Origin of the sequence: Legionella santicrucis, assembly GCF_001468135.1 — a bacterium.
Classification (GTDB): domain Bacteria; phylum Pseudomonadota; class Gammaproteobacteria; order Legionellales; family Legionellaceae; genus Legionella; species Legionella santicrucis.
Genome location: NZ_LNYU01000008.1, coordinates 1 through 22,502, shown reverse-complemented (window position 1 = coordinate 22,502; position 22,502 = coordinate 1). Strand labels below are relative to the sequence as shown.

The window sequence follows — 22,502 nt, the reverse complement described above, 5'->3', positions numbered from 1 at the left end:
ACCTTGTTCTAAAATTTGGGGCTCAATGAATGAGGTTTTTCCTTATCATCCAATGATTGTTATTTTAAAGCTGTTCAATCTCAAGCTTGTTAGCACTATCAATCAATGATTCAGCAGAAAACTCGAGATTAAACGTATCTCCACATGTTGCTTGATCGATGTTCAAACATAGTAAAAAGAGATTGATAATCCGCATGAAGAACGAAAAGTGGAATTTGATTGAGGTACTCAATTGCCTAAGGAAATTATATTAGGAACATGAACAAAGATACTAGGATTAGCATTGTGAGTTTCTGCAATTTTACAGAAACTCACAGCAAGACGGTTATGGATGCTTCCCATTTCCTGCGGTAATGTATTGCGGTGAGTTAAATGGCACGCCCGAGTTTTGAGAGTCTAAGCAATTTGTCAGAAGTCCATTGTTTTCACTTGTACAAACTGATAGGGAATTACCAGTCTGATTTACTATGTAGGTTTTCTCATAATAACTAGCTACCACGCCTGTGGGACCAGAGAATGGCCCGCCTCTGGCATTATCACAGCTGTAAAAACTGCTTCCTGACGCGTAATCGATCCAACAGATGATCTCCATATTATTGTTAAAATTACTTATATAAAGATGGTCACCACCAGGAGTAAGATTTATACCCGTTGGATTATTGAATGCAGGTCCTGGGTTACCCATGTCTACGCAGGCGCCTAAGGTCCCGTTTGCTTGAATTGGGCAGGCTAAAATATTATTGCTGCCACTATTGGAAACATAGACAAAATCCAAGCCCGATGAGTAATTATTTCTGCTTACTGCTACGTCAGAGGGCGAATTTAATGGCACACCTGAGGCCCCAGAATCTACACAGTTTGACAAGGCACCCGTTATACTATTGGATTCACAAACAGTAATGGTGTTGTTTCCTTTATTAACAATGTAAGTGTAAAGAAATGAGCTGTTGTAATCGATATGAATTCCCGTGGGTTGGTTGAACAGTGCATTATTAAACGCTGTGCAATTATTGAGTAACGGTGGACCTGAAAAAATAGGTTGAATGGTACAAAGTGAAAGGTTGTTAGTACTACTGTTGGTAACATAAGCAAATGAAGGATTTGCTGTTCCTGTAAAGTTCAATGCTACCTTTCTTGGGTTGTTAAATACACCCAGCGAATCATAACAAGCTCCTAAGAACCCATCATTTTGAACAGGGCAAATGGAGACGCTGCCACTGTCATTTGGAATATAGAAATACGCTATTGCAACGTCATACACCGTGAGTGATGCGGAGCCAGTAATCCCTCCATAACTGGCAGAGATTGTCGTGACGCCCTGCTGTTCAGTAGTAGCTCGTCCTTTACTGCCAGTAGCATTTGAAATACTGGCAACAGCTGTATCTGAGGAATTCCAAGTCACAAGCGTCGTAATATTGAAAGTAGATGAGTCAGAAAATATCGCAATAGCTTGGTATTGTATCCACCAGTCTTGTATGGTTGTGTAATTTTCAGGCTCTACTCGTATTTGAGTTAAGACAGGACTCACCACATCCAAGGTGGCTAAATTAGAAGTAAGTCCATTGAATGCTGCAGTAATAGTGGTTGTTCCTGTGCCAGTTGCTGCCGCTTGTGCTAATCCTTTTGATTCCACTGTATTTGAAATCGTTGCTATGGCTGTATTTGATGAAGACCAAATAACCAATTTAGTAATATTTTGCTGGGTGCCATTAGAAAAAGTCCCGGTTGCAAGATATTGCTCTGTAGCACTATTAGGCACGCTGGTTGTAGCAGGTGCAATAGTAATCTGGGTTAGTGTAGCTGCTGTAACGGTAATTGAGGTATTTCCTGAAACACCTAATAAACTTGCGGTAATCGTCGTAGTACCCACGCCTGTTCCTGTTGCAAAACCTTTCGAATCAGTATCATTAGAAATTTTTGCAATGTTCTCATTTGCAGAAGACCATAACACCAGTTTAGTGACATCATAAATGGTACCATTGGTAAGCATAGCTCTTGCTGTAAATTGTATACCGGTTCCATTGGCAATGGAGGGATTCACTGGCAGTACTTGAATAGAAGCTAAAGTAGCCGTAGTGACAGTCACGGAAGTACTACCTGCAACTAACCCAAGTCTTGCGGTAATTGTTGCCGCCCCAATTGATTCAGCTTGCCCCAAACCTTTTGAGCTTGGATCATTCGAAATAAACACGGCATTGGACGACGATGTCCAGCTAACCATCTGCGTCAGATCCTGGGTGGTTCCATTAGAAAAAATTCCTGTGGCATAAAACTGTTGAGAAGTATGATTCAGCATGGTTGAATTTGCTGGGTCTACTTCAATTGAAACTAGCGTTGCCAAGGTTACCGTCAGGTTGGTGCTATTACTAATGGCCCCCAATGCAGCAGTGACTGTCGTTGTTCCAGCCCCTACACCAGTTGCTAAACCTTTGGAACCTTCGCTATTGGAAATAGCTGCTATTCCGCTATTTCCTGTGGTCCAAGTAACACTTTGGGTGATGTCTTGACTGGTTCCATCTGAAAAAATTCCGGTAGCCGTGTATTGAAGATTAGTATTTCTGCCAATACTGGCATTAACAGGCGTTACGGAAATTGAGCTTAATGTGGCTGCTGTAACGGTAATTGAGGTATCTCCTGAAACACCTAACAAGCTTGCGGTAATCGTCGTAGTACCCACGCCTGTTCCCGTTGCAAAACCCTTCGTATTAGTATCATTAGAAATTTTTGCAATGCTCTCATCTGTAGAAGACCATAAAACCAGTTTAGTGACATCATAAATGACACCATTGCTAAGTATAGCTGTTGCTGTAAATTGTATACCAGTTCCATTAACAATAGAGGAATTCACTGGCTGTACGTGAATAGAAGTTAAAGTGGCCGCAGTGACAGTCACTGAAGTACTACCTGCAACTAACCCAAGTCTTGCAGTAATTGTTGCCTCCCCAATTGCCTCAGCTTGCCCCAAACCTTTTGAGCTTGGATCATTCGAAATAGACACGGCATTGGACGACGATGTCCAGCTGACCATCTGCGTCAGATCTTGGGTGGTTCCATTAGAAAAGATTCCTGTAGCATAAAACTGTTGGGAAGTATGATTCAACATGGTTGAATTTGCTGGGTCTACTTGGATTGAAACCAGTGTTGCCAAGGTTACCGTCAGATTAGTGCTATTACTAATGGCCCCCAATGCAGCAGTGACCGTCGTTGTTCCAGCCCCTACCCCGGTTGCTAAACCTTTAGAACCTTCGCTATTGGAAATAGTTGCTATTCCGCTATTTCCTGTGGTCCAAGTAACACTTTGGGTGATGTCTTGATTGGTTCCATCTGAAAAAATTCCGGTAGCCGTGTATTGAAGGCTAGTATTTCTGCCAATACTGGCATTAACAGGCGTTACGGAAATTGAGCTTAATGTGGCTCCTGTAACGGTTAAGGTAGTATTGGCTGATACGCCATTGACGGTAGCCGAGATGGTAGTAACACCGGCTGTGGCTGCAGTAGCAAGCCCCTTGCTTCCCAGGTTATTAGATATTGTCGCGACAGCTGTATTTGAAGAACTCCAAGTAGCAAAAGGGGTTAGATTGCGGATTGAACCATCTGAAAAAACGCCTGTTGCCGTAAATTTTTGCGTAGTAGATACTGCAATAGAAGGCGCAGGCGGCGAAATAACTAATTGGGTTAGGGTCACCGATGCAGATGTTACCGTGATATTCAAACTATTTGCTGCACTGGGTTGAGAGCATAAAAAAGGATCGGGTGTGTTGTTTCCTGGACCTTTTGTTTTGCATATCTCAGGGCCTTTTACCACTCGTTTCGGAAGGAGACTGCCATCTAAGGCCAAGGTTAAAAAACAAGAAGCGCCAGGACTTAAAGTAAATGGATTTGCACAGCCTGCTGCTTCAATTTGCGTAATTCCCGGGATGGTTTTCATCACTAAAGTACGAGTAATTTTGGTATTATTAGTTACTCTATATTGAACAGTATCATAGCCATGAACTAAAACTTGCTTTGTTGTAGCAGTTGTCGGAATAATGTCAAATTTTGGTTGAGTGCCCGCTAATGAAAAAGCCGCGGAGAATAAAAGAATAAATCCGAAAAGTAGCTTTGCTGCGCTATACCCAACAATTTTTTTTAAAAACATGGCGTATCCTTACAATGGGGAAATAGACTTCCAAGAGCAAGCTAATACATTAACTCTTATTTGATAATTTTCAAAGTATTTAATTCATAAACTCTGTTTTAGCTCACTATCAATCTTACGGAATAGCCCTCCTTTTCCTTCATACTTTATTAACATGGGGATAACACCAAAAAGCCTTATTTCAAACTACTGTTAATTACTTGCCATATTAAACACTATAGTGTTATATTTGCGCACGAACTAGCTCATTACAAAGCAATTATCGTAGAAAAGCCAGGACTGTTTATGGAAATTCAACACAAATGAATCAATCGTTGCCTGCACAGAATTCTCCTGGTTTTTTGTTTTTGACTGTAAGCGCCATTACCTCTCTTATTTTATTAATTAATGTATCGTTTAAAATTGTCCTACTACAAGGGCTAATGTTTTCTGTGAATAGTTTAATTTGTCCACTAGTTGCAGGACTCTATTTATCAGCCCTAAGAAACTTCACTATTAAAGAACAAAGACATTTTTTGAATATTTCTTTAATGACTGTATATGTATTTTGTATTGGGGTGTTTGTACTAGTGAACTTACCTGCTGCCGAATATATGCATAATAATCCAGTGTACCAAATCATTTTTGAAGATATTCCCAAAAAATTCTTTGCGACTACTACAGCGTTTGCACTAAGTTTTTATTTACCACACCTACTGTTTTATCCAAAATCCAGTAAGACGCTTCCTACATCAAAACAGTGCATGCTTTTGGCTGTATTAGGTGGTTTAAGCTTTTTCGGTTTGGACTTCTTTCTTCTATTTTCTGGGACATATCTGCCTAATTTCAAACAAATTTTTATTGATTCATCCATGATTGCTTCCCTCATATTGCTGATGATTGGAGTTTTTTATTTGATTTTTTTGCTCAAACATCAAAATACATCGTTCACCCCTGAGCGAGGCAGCGAAAAATTACCTTTATATGATTATCTGATTTGTTTTGCAATTATCGTCATGCTGATTTGCTTGGCTTGCGAATACAGAATAATTACACTCATTAGCAAACACAATATCCTATCAGCGAGTGCTTTATTTTTTCCTATAACCTTAGTGATCAGTACGATTCTAGGTGAGCTATGGGGCTATAAAGTAAACTTAAAACTATGCCTGGTACTTATTGCTACTCAATTTATATTTGATGTCTTATTAATGATTATTGTAGCCTTACCTTCCCCTACATTTCTTAATTTGAATCCCTTTTACAGCTACATCATGCTCAAAAGACTGCCTACCGCATCGTTGACATTGTTTCTCGCTTTTATAAGTAATGCGATGCTGCTGCATCATTTAAAACAACCTAAATGGGCTTTACAGCGCCCTCTTCGCATCTTGATTGCTAATATTTGTGCGAATTCTTTATTGTGTTTGATTGATTACAGCTTATTATTTGGTGGAATTTATCCCTATGATCAGATCATTAATTTAGTGGCTAATGTATGGAACTACAAATTACTCATGACGTTGATTTCTTTACCCTTCATTCTATGGCTATGTGCCCATATGGAAAAAAATAAAACTTTAACTACCTTACAATATGATTAAAAAAGGTATCTGTACAGACAATGACATCAACACTTGCAAAGATTCTATGCATGTCGCAGTTGTCATTGTCTGTACAGTGAATTTCCTCTAGTCCTTTTTAACAGGACGTTTCCAACCATATACTGTTTTTTGCTTTGACTCTGTTAAAGTTAATTCACCGGGAGGAACATTTTTACGTATTGTACTGCCAGCACCAATAGTAGCATGAGCACCTATTGTTACTGGAGCAACTAATTGGGTATCTGAACCAATAAAGACAGCGTCTTCGATAATGGTTTTGTGCTTATTAACACCGTCATAATTACAGGTAATAGTGCCTGCACCAACATTAACTTCTTTTCCTAATTCAACATCACCCAAATAGCTTAAATGACTGGCTTTAGATCCTTCACCAAATATTGCCTTTTTTGTTTCAACAAAATTACCGATCTTACAATTTGCAGCCAACTCTGTTCCTGATCTTAAACGAGCAAAAGGACCAATCATACAATCATTTGCTATATCACAACCCTCTAATACGCTCTGAGCATAAACCTCACAGCCTGCTCCTAAAACCACATCCGTCAAGACACAATTAGGCCCTATAGTACAACCATCACCAAGCACCACTTTTCCGTGAAACACGCAGTTGATATCTATAGAGACATCTTTGCCACAAATTAATTCTCCTCGTAAGTCAAAACGATTTGCATCAACAACGTTTACCCCTTGTTGCAATAACTCCTTCGCTTTCCTTGTTTGCCAGATACGCTCCAACCCATGCAATTGAAGTCGGTTATTTACTCCTTGAATTTCTGCGTCATCTTTTGTGCTGATTGTTCTAATAGATGTTTTATTGGCAACAGCTAAGGCAATAATTTCTGTCAAATAATATTCGCCTTGAGCATTATTATTACTCAATTTAGGCAACCACTTTTCTAAATCATCTGAAATTGCACAGCAAATCCCTGAGTAAATTTCTTTTATATTCTTTTCTTGCTCATTTGCATCTTTTTCTTCTACAATGATGGAAACTTCACCTTGATTGTCTCTAATAATACGCCCAAGACCACTGGGATCTTCAAGATGAGCAACCAAGAGTGTCAAAATGGATTGATAAGAATTTGCTGGATTGCTGCATTCAATTAAAGCTCTTAATGTACTTGCTTGGATGAGCGGCACATCAGCAGATAAAACAAGAACTTGTGTTTGTGGTGGAATAAATGGTAAGGCTTGCATCACTGCATGCCCAGTACCCAATTGTTCTGCTTGATATACCCAATGCACAGGTAAGTCAGGGAGTGAGTTCTTAAGCTGTTCACCACCATGACCATATATAACATGAATTGCATCAGGATTTAGTTGCTGCGCGGTTTCCACTACCCGAACCAGCATAGGCTTTCCCGCAAGCGGGTGAAGTACTTTAGGGATATTGGAATACATTCGTTTACCCTGGCCTGCAGCTAAAATAACAATTTGTAAGTTCATGAAATTATAATTTCCTAGGTTAAAAACAATAACAGGTATGCAATGAAACAATCTACCTAACTATAAATAACAATAAAGGTATGATAACTAAATTGCAGTTCAAGGAGTAGAGCGATGACCGTTTTTATTAGAGCAGCTAAAAGATTAATGCTTCAATGCCTAGACAAGTCGATGGAAGACTCGAGTGCTAAAAACCAAAGCTGGTTTGGCGGTTTTAGAAACGCAGAGCTTTCTGAAGCACAAAAGGAGTTAACCCTTAAACTAAGGAGACAAATTGATGACTTTGTGCCCAAGGAAACAGATTTACAGAGTTTACTTGCTTTAAAGAAAGCAATTGCCGAACTCGATGCGGAAGTCGAAGGAAAGCGCAAAGAATATCAATATGCTCGTGGGAATTTGAATACAACCTTAACCGAAATGAATTCCAATTTGGAACGATTTTATAATACCATTTCCACCTTGACCTTTAAGACTAATGAGGCAACTGTCCCCTTTCCTCTTAGTGATATAAAAAACTCAAAACATCCCTTTAATATTCTTTGTGCCCATGCCGCATACTATTTCGGTGAAAATATTTTTAACCCTGTCGATGAAGGCTACATTGTTAAGGCTGTTTCATCACTTGTTGGAGCTACATCCACTGTTAGTGTCAGAGAGCACAAGGAAGCTTGTTTGCTTTCTCATCTGAAAAAATGTAATGACCTACTAGAAGGGGTAAAAGAAGGAGACGAATATGATGGGATGCGTCAAGAATTGGTGCTTCGAGAAGTAGATGCAATTAAACGAGAAAATGCTGAAATTTGTAGGCAAGCACAGCCGATAACGAGCGTTCCAGTTAGCCTCTCATTTTTTGCAACAGCGAATGTGAAAGCACCCACGCTCAAACCAAGCAGAGGTCGATTAGAAGTTTGTATGCAGCACGTACTCGAAGAAATTGCTTCACTTAAAAAACCAGTTGTCATGGAATCACTCTCGCTTTAATTCCAGCGAGAAACATAGCCTGGGGCAATCTAGGCTATGAAGTTAACTCACCACAAAGATCAGTTTCCATTAATTGTTTTATTTTTATAATATCCAATCTTTTACTCAATAAATACAATAACTTACAATGAGCCGCCTCTGGAGTCATGTCATGGCCACTAATAAGTCCTGCTTCTTTTAAAGAATGTCCTGTAGCATATTGACTCATCTCCACGCCTCCTTGCTGACATTGGGTACAATTAATAATGATTACCCCACGTGCGCAAGCATCTGTCAGTTGTTTTAAAAAACGCGGATCATTATTTTGTGCATTCCCTGCACCATACGTCTCTAAAATTAAACCACATAAGGGTTGATTTAATATATATGCTAAAACATCCGTAGCAAAACCTGGAAATAACCTAAAATTAGCGATAAATTGGGGTTCAATGGTTTGTAAATGAAAGGACTTTTGTGGTCTTTTTAATAAAAGGTTTTGATGTACTTTAATCTCAATTCCTATAGATGCTAAATGAGCATAATTGGGAGAATCAAACGCTTTAAATCCCTGAGAACTTATTTTTTGCGTTCGATTCCCACGTAGCAAATGTTGATTAAAATAAATACATACCTCATGTATTGGTTGATGTGCACATAACCATAAAGAAGTAACCACATTATCAATAGCATCATTACGGACTTCAGATAAAGGAATCTGAGAACCAGTAATAATCACAGGCTTTCCCAAATTCTCCAACATAAATGATAAAGCTGAAGCCGTGTAAGCCATTGTATCCGTGCCATGAAAAACGACGAAGCCATCAAAATGATCATAATCATCCGCAATGTCTTTCGCAATTCTGTTCCAATCATGCACCGTCATATTGGAAGAATCGAGTAAAGGCTGGTATTCCTTGATGGTATATTCAGGCATATCTTGGTGTTGAAGCAAAGGAATCTGCTGTAATGCTGATGCCACATAACCCAAGGATGGTTCATAACCATTTTTGGTTTTGATACAACTAATGGTGCCACCCGTATTCAGTATTAAAATTCGCTTGCGCATAAAGTTATCAATTAGAAGCTTTGTTCCAATTATATAACTAAATGAGCAACGACTCACATTAATTCTTGTAATTTAGCATAAAGCTCGAAATAAAGATTTTATTAGAACCAGTATCTATCTGGTTTGCTTTGGGCCATGTAATGATTCATAGTCCTACCTTAAATTCATGTTAATTTAACGATGAATGCAATAAGATAAATCGAAAGTATTGCAACATAAATATCAAATCAGCCGAATTTTAAAACATAAGTATCTTGAATAAACAATCCAATTTATTTACAATAATTATCCAATTTAATCTTAATGGTGATTATAATGCCAAACCCAATTAGTATAAAAGATCAAGCTTGCCATACATTTGCTTTAAGTGGTGATGTTACTGGAAAAAGAGATATTAATGCGCTATTTGAAGATCTAACTAATAGAATCGGATTTAAACTTAACTTCGGTGAAGGATTAAATGACAACCAGCTTTTCAATGTAAGACAACAAGTCATGAATCATGTTGCAAAACTTCGTGATGAAACAGTGGAAGAAGCGGATGACCTTTATGTATGTGGTGGGTTTAGAGAAGGACAAGTTAGTCCTGAACATTTATGGCTAGAAGACAGAACCACTGGCTATACTTATGATACTTTCATAAATCAGCCAATTATACGAATCAAAAGTGTCGGCGTTGATGGCATGCCTTTCAGACCCGGATGTGAAGGAAGTGCTTTTAAAGGGGATGAAATATTTAGAGTAAAAGTGAGTGGTTATACTGCTGGACAAGTAGCTGCTTTAACTGCTTTTGCCCCCAAACCATCAAAATTAGGAGTCTTCTCAGGTCAAAATGATAAACATGATACAACAAAACATGAAGATCAAAATCGTTTGAGCCTGCGCTAGACTCAAATCGAGATTTGAAAAAGCAAATTAAGCACGGTTTTACTATTTTTAAAGTGTCACTACATGAGTAGTGACACCCTTGTGCATTTATAAGCTCCAATAATTTTTTCATGGAATTACTGAGCCTCATGCAACTCACTTTTACCTTCAAAATTAGCCTCACTTCTGTTTTTATTTCTGAACGACTTTTCTAATTATGGTATTGCACAACTGTATAACTAATTTAGAATCCTAATCCAATCCACATCCTTGCCCCACTCTCCTAATATCTTGAAAAATAATGATCCTAAGCAGTCATTATTTGGCAGCAACAAAATAATTTTGATTATTCCATTACAACTTAATCCCCCATTATTTGTAAACTTTTTATTCATGCATGCACAATGGAAAATATGTATCTATACTTAAAATGATGGTTATTAGAGCAGCAATGAGGTAACGTCATGCCTAAATCCGAAGACACAACGCCAGCGTACAATGCTTTGTTTCAAGAACATTCATCTCCTTCAGTTGGATTAGATTCAGATAAAGAACCTTTTTTAACAGTTGATACTGGGCAGTCTTGCCATGTCTTTGCTACAGCAAGTGCACCGAGTTGGGAAAAACGAAAATCAGTAAACGAAATATATGAAAATATCGGTACAGCGAGAGCATTTGAACGTTTAGAAAGGCAGGATCAGCATGAATTTTCCGAAAAGCGAAAAAAGGAAAGAAATCCACAATATGTCATAAAACCGTTTCCAGAACCATCCATAGAGGAACGAACGCAAGAACGCAAGAACAACATGGAGGAAATTCTTCAGCTTAGGAATCTGCAAGAAACGGTATTACCAGTGGAAAATATGTATCTTTGTGGTGGTTTTCGTGAAGGAAAAATGACTCCTGAGCATATGTGGATCGAAGACCACACAAACAATAGAACTTATGATACTTTCATCAACCGAGGTGGTATCGCTGTCGTTAAAGGAGTAGGCAAAGACGGGGAAGCCTTTGAACCTGGATGTGAAGGAAGTCCATTTGAAGGAGATGAAATCGGTCGGGTTAAAGTAGCAGGGTATACTTATGGTCAACTCATTGCCATAGCTTCTGGGGCTGAGAAGAAGCCACCTTTTCCCGATTCAATAGCCAACACCCCACAAGTGTTAATGGCTATGGAGACTGTGAAGCTCGTAAACGAAGCACTCGCAAAAGTACCTGAACCCGTGTTCACAGAAGCAGAACAAAGAATATTGGACAAAGTACAAGAGGAACAAATAAAAAAGGACTCAGATACCGAAATAAAAAAAGTGGTGACCGATTTGACCGGAGCAGATAAGGTTAACTATGAAAGTGCTCTAAATAAATTGGCAGAAGTAGCAAGACAACAAAGAGAAGTAGCTACCGCAATCGTAGGTACAACTTTTAATCCCATTGTGAAGTTAAGCCAAGATTTAAGTGCCATTAAACCCGACCCCATCACAAATTCTGACTCATTAGATGAGGCCGTTCGCCTGAAAACTGGCTTATTGGAAGAAGTAAGAAAGCTTGAAGCAAAAAAAGGGACTATATCTGTAGATTACCAAGAAAAATTTCAACAAAAAATTGATGAGGCAAGAAATAAAATTGAATTAGCACTTCCAGAAAATTTAGAGAAGTTGGGGCGAGAATTAAACTCCATTAAGCCTGAGCAGATAAAACAATCTAAAACGTTAAAAGAGGCAAACAGTCGTTTTGAAACGCTTACCAACAAAATACAGGAGCTTGAAGAGAAAAAAAATACCTTGCCAGAAAAATATCAAGCAAAATATCAAGAGAAAATTGATACGTTAAAACAATCAGTTGGGAATGCGCTTCAGGAAAAGGTACAGGTGCAAGAAAGGGTAGAGCAAATTCGAAGGGCGGCAGAAAATTATTTAGAATGGTCTACTCACAACGCTAAAGGTTTTCGATTTAGCTTTTTATCTCATGGTTCATATGGCAGGGAACAGGCTCAAAAATTAATAACCATGATTGAAAATAAAGATACACCCATCGCCAATATATTGAAAGTGGCGAATCAAACTGTCAGTTCTTCAGGTACAAATAAGTTTTCATTTAGTCGTTTTTTGCATGACGAGCTTAAAGGCAAGAAGGAGCTTGTTGGTAAAGATTCATTGACTCAAAAATTTAAAAACTATAAAGAAGAAATGAAATCTCAATTGCATAAAGAGATGGAAAAAGAAGAGAGCAACACGAAGGGAATGCAGATCTAAGAATGTATTAATCATAACTTAATAGAAGTTTCGTATAAGAGAATGTGGTTTTACTTCGAACCGAGAGGGCTGAGGTGCCCTGACTTAAGAAACTTGTAGTCGTTCCCGCAAAAACGCATAGTCCTCAACTTAAAAATTGACGCCTATGCGCAAAAACAACAAACCTTGCTAGAAACCTTATCTTCCAACATACCTTCAATAGACACCTTGCTTTCGCACAGGGGTGACACTCTTCTAAATATCCCACCTCGCAAAAGCATTCGCCAATTTTTGACGCCTATGCAGAAATTTTTTATTCATGCACACACAATAGGAAATGTGTATCTATAATTAAAATGATGATTATTAAAATAGCAGAGAGGTCACATCATGCCTAAATCCAACGACACAACTGCAGCATACAATGCCTTGTTTCAAGAACATGAACCCCCTTCAGTAGGAATAAATGAACGACGTGGAGGGCATTTTATGAAAGTTGATAAAGGACAATCCTGCCACGTATTTGCCATAGCGAGTGCACCAACTTGGGAAAAAAGTAACGAAGTGAACGTAGCCTATTCGGATATCGGTACTGATAGAGCAGTCCAAAGAACATTAAGAGAGCTGGAGCATAATGAGGCTGAAGAAGACAAAAAGGAGCGAAATAGGGATTATGTGATACAGCCGTTTCCTGAGCCATCAGAAGTAGAGAGACGTGAAGAACGCATGTCTAACATGAAAGAAATTCTTGACGTTAGAAATCTGCAAGAGACAGTATTACCTGTAGAAAATATGTACCTTTGTGGCGGTTTTCGTGAAGGAAAAATGACTCCTGAGCATATGTGGGTAGAAGACCACACCAACAATATATCCTATGATACGTTCATTGATAGAGGTGGTATCGCTGTCGTAAATAAAGTAGGTAAAGACGGGCAACCCTTTAAACCAGGATGCGAAGGACATGCATTTAATGGAAAGGATATTGGTCGAATTAAAGTAGACGGATATACCTATGGTCAACTAATTGCCATAGCGTCTGGGGCTGAGAAAAAGCCGCCTTTTCCCAATTCAATAGCCAACACACCACAAGTATTAATGGCCATGGAGACCGTTAAACTCGTAAACGAAGCACTAGCAAAAATACCTGGCCCCCTACTGACAGAAGATGAAAAAAGAGTAGTAAACGCAGTACAAGAAGAACAAATGAAAAAAGACTCTGAGCCCGAAATAAAAAAAGTGATTACAGATTTGCAACAACCTGAGAAAGGATTCTATGAGAGCGCCATGGCAAAATATGCAGAGGTAGGAAGACTGCAAAGAGAAGCAGCTCGCACAATTGTAGGTACAGGTTTTCACCCCTTTGTGAAATTAAATCAAGAATTAAACGATGCCATTAAGCCTGAACAGATAAAGCAATCTAAAACGTTGAAAGAGGCACACGGCCATTTTGAAACGCTTATCAACAAAATAAATGAACTTGAAGAGAAAAAAAATACCTTGCCAGTAGAATACCAAGACAAATATCAAGAGAAAATTGATACGTTAAGACAATCAGTTCAAAATGAATTTGACGCCAAGGTAAAAGTTCGAGAAACGGTAGAGCAAATTCGAAGAGCTGCAACAAATTATTTAGAATGGTCTAACCAAAACGCTACAGGCTGGCGACTTAGTTTTTTATCTCATGGTTCATATGGTAGAGATCAAGCCCAAAAATTACTTGACATGATTAAAAATGAAGATACGCCTATGGCCAATATACTAAAAGTGGCGAATGAAACGGTTAACACTTCAGGTACCAACAAGAATTCCTTTAGTCGTTATTTACATGATGAGTTAAATGGTACGAAGCTCGTTGGTGTAGATTCACTGGCTCAAAAATTTAAAAATTATAAAGAAGTGATGAACACTAAATTGCGTGACGAAACGGAAAAAGAAGAACAAAACACACAAATGCGGAGGTAAAAGTGTATCAATCATTACTTAATGATAGTGGATAGTGTCGTATTGGAGAATGGGATTTTACTTCGTGCGTTCAGCTATAAGCACTAGTAGCTCTCTCGAAAGCGGGAACTCTTGTTGATGGAAGCATAATGCTCCTACAGAAATGGATTTCCGCTTTCGCGAAAATGGCGAACCCTTAAAGCAATGGCAGTGTAATCCACACTCTAGGCTGGAGATAAGAAGGTGCCATCTTACAGGCATCACATAATAGCTTGAGAAAAGATAATCTTTAACAATGATTATTTAGCAACAACAGGATAATTTTGATTATTTTCCACTCAATCCAATATTTTGCAAATTTTTTATGCGTACGCCAAAAAAATAAATATGCATCTATAATTAAAATGATGATTATTAAAATAGCAGAGAGGTCACATCATGCCTAAATCCAAAAACACAACTGCAGCATACAATGCCTTGTTTCAAGAACATGAACCCCCTTCAGTAGGAAAAAATGAACGGCGTGGCGGGCATTTTATGAAAGTTGATAAAGGACAATCCTGCCACGTATTTGCCATAGCGAGTGCACCAACTTGGGAAAGAAGTAACGAAGTGAACGTAGCCTATTCGAATATCGGTACTGATAGAGCAATGCAACGCTTAAACAGACAATTTCAGCATGAATTTGCCGAAGAGGACAAAAAGGAGAGAAATAGGGATTATGTGATACAGCCGTTTCCTGAGCCATCAGAAGTGGAGAGACGTGAAGAGCGCATGTCTAACATGCAAGAAATTCTTGACGTTAGAAATCTGCAAGAGACAGTATTACCTGTGGAAAATATGTACCTTTGTGGCGGTTTTCGTGAAGGAAAAATGACTCCTGAGCATATGTGGGTAGAAGACCACACCAACAATATATCCTATGATACGTTCATTGATAGAGGTGGTATCGCTGTCGTAGATGGAGTAGGTAAAGACGGTAAACCGTTTCAACCTGGATGCGAAGGACATGCATTTAATGGAAAAGATATTGGTCGAATTAAAGTAGATGGATATACCTATGGTCAACTAATTGCCATAGCGTCTGGGGCTGAGAAAAAGCCTCCTTTTCCCGATTCAATAGCTAACACACCACAAGTATTAATGGCCATGGAGACCGTTAAACTCGTAAACGAAGCACTCGCAAAAATACCCGGCCCCCTACTGACAGAAGATGAACGAAGAGTAGTAAACGCAGTACACGAGAAACAAACGAAAAAAGATTCTGATCCAGAAATAAAAAAAGTGATTGCAGATTTGCAACAACCTGAGAAAGGACTCTATGAGAGCGCCATGGCAAAATATGCAGAGGTAGGAAGACTGCAAAGAGAAGCAGCGCGCGCAATTGTAGGTACAGGTTTTCACCCCTTTGTGAAGTTAAATCAAGATTTAAGTGCGATTAAGACCGATCAAATTGCAAATCAAATCACAAAATCTGTTTCAATAGAAGAGGCTACCCGGATCAAAGCCGATTCACTGGAAGAATTAAGAAAGCTTGAGGAGAAAAAAGGCACCTTGCCTAGTGAGGCATTCAAAGAAAAATTGCAACAAAAGATTGACGAGGCAAGAAATAAAATTGAATCTGCATTTGCAGCAAAAGAAAGAGAGCCTTTGAAGTTGCTGATTCAAGAATTAAATAACACCATTAAGCCTGAACAAATAAAGCAATCTAAATCGTTTAAAGATGCAAAAAACCAGCACAATGAGCTTGTGAGAGCAATTAATCAATTTGAGGAAAGAGGTAATGCTTTACCAGAAAAATTGCAAGGTGAATTTAAAAAGGAAATTGAGTCCCTCAACGGAAAAATTAGACAAGAGTTTAAGGCTAAGCTTGACGTCCACACAATGGTGAGTAAAATCGAAACGGCTGCGAAAAATTATTTAAAGTGGTCTACAAATAATGCTACAGGCTGGCGGCTCACTAATTGGTCTCATGGTTCATATGGAAGGGAACAAGCACAAAAACTACTTGATCTGATTAAAAATGAAGATACGCCTACAGCCACTATATTAAAAGCGGCGAATGACATAGTTAACACTTCAGGCACAAACAAAAATTCATTTAGTCGTTATTTACATGATGCGATGAAAAATACGCAACTTACTCAAACAGATTCCCTTGCTGAGAAATTTGTAAACTATAAAGCAGATTTGCAAAGGGAATTGAATAAAGCGCTAAATGAAGAGCCAAAGTCTGGAATGCGTATCTAAGGTGATCTGTTGATTAAATCCGAATCATTAAGTAATGATTCGGATTTAAATACTTTTTGTGATATTCCCCTACCTAATAAAACTCATTTTTAAATAATAATTACAGATTTAATTGCCAAGGTCTTGTAGTTTATGAAAGAATCAATACATTAGCGGTTTAATTGAAAACAGTGACATCATGGTAATTGATCGAGCCGGATATCGGCTGAATGTAGGAATTATCCTTGTCAACTCACAGAACAGAGTTTTTTGGGGAAGAAGAAGCGGTCATGATGCTTGGCAATTTCCACAAGGAGGATTAGCTGCTGGTGAAACATCACTAGAAGCAATGTTTCGAGAGTTGCACGAAGAAGTAGGATTAGATAAGGAAGATGTTGAGGTCATAGGCTCTACGAAACGTTGGCTTAGATATAGGTTACCTAAACAATATCTACGCCATGGCAGCGAACCCTTAGTAATTGGACAAAAACAAAAATGGTTTTTGTTAAAACTTACTGCCAGCGAGCAAAAAGTAAAGCTTGATCTCAGTGATTCTCCTGAGTTTGACAGCTGGCGATGGGTTGATTTTCATGAACCCGAAGGACAGGTTATCTTTTTTAAACGCCAAGTATATATCCAGGCTTTAAAAGAGCTAGAGCCTTTATTAAAAATAAAAAATCGCCGTACACCTTACGGTCTCAAACGAAGAAAGAGGTAGTAATAAGCAGAGATGCTCAAGGTACTTAAACGGATAGTTCAAGAAGTCACTGCAGCAAGGCAGCTTTCGGAAGCGCTTGGTGTTTAAGTGCAACAAATTAATAAAGCCATTAATGCGGAGGCTGCTTCCGTTTATCTTATCGATACCAAACATGCCGAATATGTACTTATCGCTACCGAAGGTTTAAACCAGCAAGCGCAGTTTCGCGTACGCATTTCATTGGATAGTGGTCTTGTAGGGCTTGTTGGACGACGTGAAGAACCGATCAACATTGAAGATGCTCCTGCCCATCCTGACTTTTACCATAATCCCTTATTAGGTGAAGAGCATCTCAAAGCCTTCTTAGGGGTACCGATTATTCAGCATCGAAAGCTCTATGGTGTTCTCATTGTTCAGCAAGCAGAACAACGTCATTTTGATGATACAGAAGAGTCCTTTTTAATTACCTTAGCCGCTCAGCTTGGTGGAATCATTGCCCACGCAGAAGCTACAGGAGAGCTTGCAGAGTTGACACTACCCAAACCTATGGGAGTAGCCAAAGTCGAAGTAAGCTCAGCAGCGCTTACCGGAATTGGCTCAGTACCAGGTATTGGGATAGGTAGTGCTGTAGTTGTGTATCCTCAAGCAGATATCGATGCGGTTCCACTTCATCCTGTCGAAACCTTGGATGAAGAGATCAAAGCATTTTATGAAGCGCTTGAATCCACCAGAGAGGATATGCATCGTTTAAGCAGACGCATGAAAGCAGTTGTAGCGGAAGATGAACATGCACTTTTTGATGTATATTTACGTATTCTTGATAAAGACAGCTTAGGAGTCGAAGTAGAGCATGTCATTCGAAAAGAAAAAATTGGTGCACAAGCGGCTTTAGCTACAGTTGTAAAAAAGCATATTGCACAATTTGAAAGCATGGAAGACTCTTACTTACGCGAGCGTGCCAGTGATTTTCGTGATTTGGGGCGTCGTGTTTTAGCTGCATTACAATGGTCCCAACAAGAAGAGATTGTTTATCCCAAACGGACCATTCTTGTCGGAGAAGAAGTCACCGCCGCCGCCCTAGCAGAAGTACCTGAAGGTTATTTAGCCGGAGTAGTGTCAGCAAAAGGCTCAAATAACTCACATGTTGCTATTTTAGCGCGTGCATTGGGTGTACCCACAGTAATGGGGGTGCGGGGTTTAAAATTAGAGTCTATTTCTAAGCGCGCTATTGTTGTTGATGGCTATTATGGCCAAATTTATATTTCACCCTCTAAATCTGTTCTTGCCGAATTCAAACTTCTTGAACAAGAAGAGCAAGCGTTAAATCAAAGTCTAATCAGTTTACGGGATAAATCTGCGGAAACGATTGATAACTATAAAGTTTCTTTGCAAGTAAATACCGGTTTAGCAATGGATGCAGGTTTATCAATGAGCGTGGGAGCAGAAGGAGTAGGTTTATATCGTTCTGAAGTCCCTTTTATGAGCCGCGATCATTTCCCTTCAGAAGACGAACAAACCATTATTTACAGACAAACATTAAAAGCTTTTGCACCACGTCCTGTAACTATGCGAACGTTAGACATTGGTGGTGATAAAGTACTCCCCTATTTTCCAGTCAAAGAAGATAATCCTTATTTAGGATGGAGAGGAATTCGGGTTACCCTGGATCATCCAGATGTATTCCTAATGCAAGTACGTGCCATGATGCGTGCCAGTGAAGAGTTAAATAATTTGCGTATCATGTTGCCTATGGTTACCAATCTAAGCGAAGTTGAGGAAGCTGCTTATCTTATTGAACAAGCTTTTACTGAATTATTAGAAGAAGGTTGCGCCATTGAAAAGCCTAAATTAGGGGTGATGATCGAAGTGCCTGCAGCTGCTTATTTAGCGCGTGAAATTGCTAAGCGCGTTGATTTTATCTCCGTCGGTAGCAATGACTTAACCCAATATTTCTTAGCTGTAGATAGAAATAATGCTCGTGTCGCAGGCCTTTATGATGCGATGCATCCAGCAATGTTACGGGTTTTACTCAAAGTAGTAGAAGGAGGTCACGCTGCAGGAGTTGAGGTGAGCATTTGTGGCGAAATGGCCAGTGATCCATTAGCGGTCATTTTGTTAATTGCCATGGGCTTTGATACCTTGAGCATGAATTCTTCCAGTTTACCAAGAGTAAAATGGGTTATTCGTAATTTTGCTATCGCCAGTGCACGCAAAATACTTGCAGAAGTCCTAGAATTTGAACATCCGGCACAAATACGCTTTCATTTGCAAAAATCTCTAGAAGAAGTAGGTTTAGGTAGTCTAATCAGAGCTGGAAAATCTTTGTAAATATCAATATGATAAAAATTATATCCTGAAAAATGAGGAAGCTCTGAAATTCTATGCTCCCTAAATCTGGATTCTTCACCTCCACCCAAGCTACAATGAACACCATTTTTTATTATACGAAGCATGGCTATAGCGTCATTCACTAAGTTTTAGACAAGGCGCAAGTAAAGTGAGATGAAGAAGTGTACAAAAGTGTATGACTGAACCAAACGAACTTGCAACGATGTATAGAACTCAGTGGGTGGCGCTATATAAAAAAGGAACCTAAAAATATATGCTCACTTTCCCCTATATAAATCCAATAGCTTTTTCAATAGGGCCATTACAAGTCCATTGGTATGGATTAATGTATTTGCTTGGCTTTGTCAGTGCCTGGTTATTAGCTCATTGGCGCAGCAAGCACTATAAATTAGATTGGACATCCGAACAAATCAGCGATTTGATTTTTTATGCCGCCCTTGGAGTAATTATTGGGGGGCGTATAGGCTATATGCTTTTTTATGATTTTCCTGAACTTGTACATAATCCTCTATCTTTATTTAAAATCTGGCAGGGTGGAATGTCTTTTCATGGTGGTTTGCTCGGCGTAGTAGTGGCACTTTGGATTTTTGCATACCGACAAAGTAAACCTTTCTGGGAAATTGGTGATTTTATTGCGCCATTAGTTCCTATAGGTTTAGGAGCGGGGCGTATCGGTAATTTTATTAATGGCGAACTTTGGGGACGTGTAACTGACATGCCTTGGGGTATAGTTTACAGCCATGTTGATAACCAGCCGCGTCATCCCTCAGAACTTTATGAGTTTGGGTTAGAAGGGGTTTGCTTATTTTTGCTGGTATGGATTTATGCGAGCAAACCTCGCCCTACTGGCCGAGTATCTGCTGTTTTTTTAATGGGTTATGCAGTATGCCGTATCATTGCAGAATTTTTCCGACAACCCGATCCTCAATTAGGCTTTATAGCCTTCGGATGGTTGACAATGGGGCAAATTTTATCTATTCCCATGCTGTTGCTGGGAGTTTGGTTATGGTGGATTAAACGATGAAAACTTATTTAAATTTGTTAGAACATATTTTAAAAAACGGGACAAGAAAAACAGATCGAACAGGAACGGGAACCTTATCAATCTTTGGATATCAGATGCGTTTTGATTTAAGTCAGGGATTTCCTTTATTAACCACCAAGAAGCTGCATACACGCAGTATTGTACATGAATTACTTTGGTTTTTAAGTGGTAATACAAATATCGCCTATTTAAATGAAAACGGGGTCACTATATGGGATGAATGGGCAGACAGTAAAGGAGATTTAGGCCCTATTTACGGCAAACAATGGAGAAGTTGGCCCGCAACTGATGGCCGCACAATCGATCAGCTGAGTGAAGTGATACAACAGATTAAATCCAATCCTGATTCACGTCGCTTACTTGTCAGTGCTTGGAATGTAGGTGAACTGGATCAAATGGCACTAATGCCCTGCCATGCTTTATTCCAATTTTATGTTGCCAATAATACTCTTTCTTGTCAGTTATATCAGCGCTCTGCCGATGTATTCTTGGGGGTCCCTTTTAATATCGCCTCTTATTCCTTGCTCACTCATATGGTTGCCCAGCAATGCAATTTACAAACAGGCGATTTTATATGGACGGGCGGTGACTGTCATTTGTATTTGAATCATTTGGAACAAACACGCACTCAATTAACGAGAGAGCCATTGCCTTTGGCCACTTTAAAAATTAAGCGTAAACCTCAATCGTTGTTTGAATATAATTTTGATGATTTTGAATTTTTGAATTATCAATCTCATCCTGCGATTAAAGCCCCAATTGCTGTGTAAACTATTGTTCATTTAATCTCGACTTCCAACCGGTTTAGCCGCACGAAGTCGAGTTTTAATATCGCAAAGAGGAAATAAACATACATCTGAACACGTACGATAAGCATTGTTTCTAAAAAGAAAAGGGATATTTAATGAATAAAAATAAAATCGCACAGCTTATAATGATTTTAATAGGTTGGTTAGTAATTCTGATACAGGCTAATGCCTCTTTGTCCATTATACCTAATAAAAATTGTCTTAGCAGAAATCATATTGGTGATTGTATCGTACAAATGACCGCTGGTTCTAATGTACCAGCTACTGTAACCATTTTTAATAACTCGAAAAGAGTAACCGCATCTAATATTCACGCTATTTTACCTTCTGATTGGGCTGATATTTCTCAAGATGCCTCTAATTGCGTTGTTTTACCTCCACAAAAAAGTTGTGTCCTTAAGTTTTTGCCTGGTAATGCGGCACATGCAGCCACTTCGATACCTATTGTCGGTACTAGAACAAGTACTTCTTATATTACCATGGAAGTTGTTGCTTCAGCCTATACAATAGGAGGTTCAGTCACCGGGTTAACAGCTAACGGCTTGATTATTCAAAATAATGGTAATGAGAATTTATCGGTACCAGCTAATGCTACTTCATTTCAATTTTCCACCCCTGTTTCTGAGGGTGGAAGTTATGAGGTCACCATAGTACAACAACCAACAGGGTTAACCTGTTCCATCGAAAACGCTTCAGGCACCGATGTTATGGCAAATGTAACCAATATAAGCATTATCTGCAGTGTGCCTATGTATACAATTGGAGGTTCAATTTCTGGTTTAACAACCAATGGCTTGATTCTGTTAAATAATGGTAGTGATAATTTATCTGTGCCTGCTAACGCGACCTCATTTCAATTTTCTACACTCATTGCAGCTGGGGGAAGCTACAGTGTGACCATTCAGCAACAGCCGACTGGGTTAACCTGTACCATTGATAACGCTTCAGGCACTGATATTATGGCTAATGTGACTAATATAAGCATTATCTGCAGTGCAACGACATATACAATTGGAGGTTCAATTTCGGGATTAACTGCGAACGGCTTGGTACTCCAAAATAATGGCAGCGACAATTTATCCGTTGCGGCTAATGCAACCTCATTTCAATTTTCTACACC

12 protein-coding genes and 2 pseudogenes are annotated in these 22,502 nt (G+C 39.0%); 11 read left to right on the top strand and 3 right to left on the bottom strand.

The window, feature by feature from the left end:
• Positions 1-325: 325 nt before the first annotated feature.
• Entirely contained in the window at positions 326-4,138 is a 3,813-nt protein-coding gene (locus Lsan_RS01855) for an Ig-like domain-containing protein (RefSeq protein ID WP_058512844.1), read from the bottom strand.
• Positions 4,139-4,440: 302 nt separating this feature from the next.
• Between Lsan_RS01855 and Lsan_RS01850 the strand changes: the two genes are divergently transcribed.
• A complete protein-coding gene (locus tag Lsan_RS01850) occupies positions 4,441-5,721 on the top strand; it encodes a VUT family protein (RefSeq protein WP_058512843.1) in 1,281 nt (426 codons plus the stop codon).
• An 87-nt stretch (positions 5,722-5,808) separates the two neighbouring features.
• Here the strand turns inward: Lsan_RS01850 and glmU are convergent, their stop codons facing one another.
• Complete coding sequence (gene glmU, locus Lsan_RS01845) at positions 5,809-7,188, bottom strand: bifunctional UDP-N-acetylglucosamine diphosphorylase/glucosamine-1-phosphate N-acetyltransferase GlmU (RefSeq protein WP_058512842.1); 1,380 nt, start codon at positions 7,186-7,188, stop codon at positions 5,809-5,811.
• Positions 7,189-7,302: 114 nt separating this feature from the next.
• Here glmU and Lsan_RS01840 point away from each other — a divergent pair, with 114 nt between their 5' ends.
• Entirely contained in the window at positions 7,303-8,169 is an 867-nt protein-coding gene (locus tag Lsan_RS01840; protein ID WP_058512841.1) for an intermediate filament family protein, read from the top strand.
• A gap of 34 nt (positions 8,170-8,203) precedes the next feature.
• On the opposite strand, the gene ansA is transcribed toward Lsan_RS01840, so the two are convergent.
• The gene (gene ansA, locus Lsan_RS01835; RefSeq protein ID WP_058512840.1) at positions 8,204-9,214 is read right to left on the bottom strand and encodes an asparaginase; all 1,011 of its coding nucleotides are present in this window, start codon (positions 9,212-9,214) and stop codon (positions 8,204-8,206) included.
• Positions 9,215-9,529: 315 nt separating this feature from the next.
• Between ansA and Lsan_RS01830 the strand changes: the two genes are divergently transcribed.
• From Lsan_RS01830 to Lsan_RS01790, 9 genes and pseudogenes are all read left to right on the top strand, one after another.
• Complete coding sequence (locus Lsan_RS01830; RefSeq protein WP_058512839.1) at positions 9,530-10,102, top strand: hypothetical protein; 573 nt, start codon at positions 9,530-9,532, stop codon at positions 10,100-10,102.
• 443 nt (positions 10,103-10,545) lie between these two features.
• Complete coding sequence (locus tag Lsan_RS01825) at positions 10,546-12,333, top strand: hypothetical protein (RefSeq protein ID WP_058512838.1); 1,788 nt, start codon at positions 10,546-10,548, stop codon at positions 12,331-12,333.
• 369 nt (positions 12,334-12,702) lie between these two features.
• Entirely contained in the window at positions 12,703-14,274 is a 1,572-nt protein-coding gene (locus tag Lsan_RS01820) for a hypothetical protein (protein ID WP_058512837.1), read from the top strand.
• Positions 14,275-14,691: 417 nt separating this feature from the next.
• The gene (locus Lsan_RS01815; RefSeq protein WP_058512836.1) at positions 14,692-16,503 is read left to right on the top strand and encodes a V-type ATP synthase subunit I domain-containing protein; all 1,812 of its coding nucleotides are present in this window, start codon (positions 14,692-14,694) and stop codon (positions 16,501-16,503) included.
• Positions 16,504-16,681: 178 nt separating this feature from the next.
• Positions 16,682-17,200 (top strand): RNA pyrophosphohydrolase, encoded by a 519-nt coding sequence (locus Lsan_RS01810; protein WP_027272438.1) that lies wholly within the window; start codon positions 16,682-16,684, stop codon positions 17,198-17,200.
• A gap of 12 nt (positions 17,201-17,212) precedes the next feature.
• Positions 17,213-19,507: pseudogene (gene ptsP / locus Lsan_RS01805) on the top strand (phosphoenolpyruvate--protein phosphotransferase).
• Positions 19,508-19,781: 274 nt separating this feature from the next.
• Positions 19,782-20,552, top strand: coding sequence for a prolipoprotein diacylglyceryl transferase (gene lgt / locus Lsan_RS01800; protein WP_058512835.1), 771 nt, complete (start codon positions 19,782-19,784; stop codon positions 20,550-20,552).
• Complete coding sequence (thyA, locus tag Lsan_RS01795; RefSeq protein ID WP_058512834.1) at positions 20,549-21,343, top strand: thymidylate synthase; 795 nt, start codon at positions 20,549-20,551, stop codon at positions 21,341-21,343. The genes lgt and thyA overlap by 4 nt, the downstream gene beginning before the upstream one ends.
• Before the next feature lie 134 nt (positions 21,344-21,477).
• A pseudogene (locus Lsan_RS01790) lies at positions 21,478-22,502 on the top strand (NHL repeat-containing protein); the annotation flags it as partial.

Bases quoted from the DNA above. Each gene is read 5' to 3' on its own strand.
- thyA (WP_058512834.1), top strand. From the start codon at position 20,549: ATGAAAACTTATTTAAATTTGTTAGAACATATTTTAAAAAACGGGACA.
- Lsan_RS01815 (WP_058512836.1), top strand. From the start codon at position 14,692: ATGCCTAAATCCAAAAACACAACTGCAGCATACAATGCCTTGTTTCAA.
- Lsan_RS01820 (WP_058512837.1), top strand. From the start codon at position 12,703: ATGCCTAAATCCAACGACACAACTGCAGCATACAATGCCTTGTTTCAA.
- ansA (WP_058512840.1), bottom strand. From the start codon at position 9,214: ATGCGCAAGCGAATTTTAATACTGAATACGGGTGGCACCATTAGTTGT.
- Lsan_RS01825 (WP_058512838.1), top strand. From the start codon at position 10,546: ATGCCTAAATCCGAAGACACAACGCCAGCGTACAATGCTTTGTTTCAA.
- Lsan_RS01810 (WP_027272438.1), top strand. From the start codon at position 16,682: ATGGTAATTGATCGAGCCGGATATCGGCTGAATGTAGGAATTATCCTT.
- Lsan_RS01850 (WP_058512843.1), top strand. From the start codon at position 4,441: ATGAATCAATCGTTGCCTGCACAGAATTCTCCTGGTTTTTTGTTTTTG.
- Lsan_RS01830 (WP_058512839.1), top strand. From the start codon at position 9,530: ATGCCAAACCCAATTAGTATAAAAGATCAAGCTTGCCATACATTTGCT.
- Lsan_RS01855 (WP_058512844.1), bottom strand. From the start codon at position 4,138: ATGTTTTTAAAAAAAATTGTTGGGTATAGCGCAGCAAAGCTACTTTTC.
- glmU (WP_058512842.1), bottom strand. From the start codon at position 7,188: ATGAACTTACAAATTGTTATTTTAGCTGCAGGCCAGGGTAAACGAATG.
- Lsan_RS01840 (WP_058512841.1), top strand. From the start codon at position 7,303: ATGACCGTTTTTATTAGAGCAGCTAAAAGATTAATGCTTCAATGCCTA.
- lgt (WP_058512835.1), top strand. From the start codon at position 19,782: ATGCTCACTTTCCCCTATATAAATCCAATAGCTTTTTCAATAGGGCCA.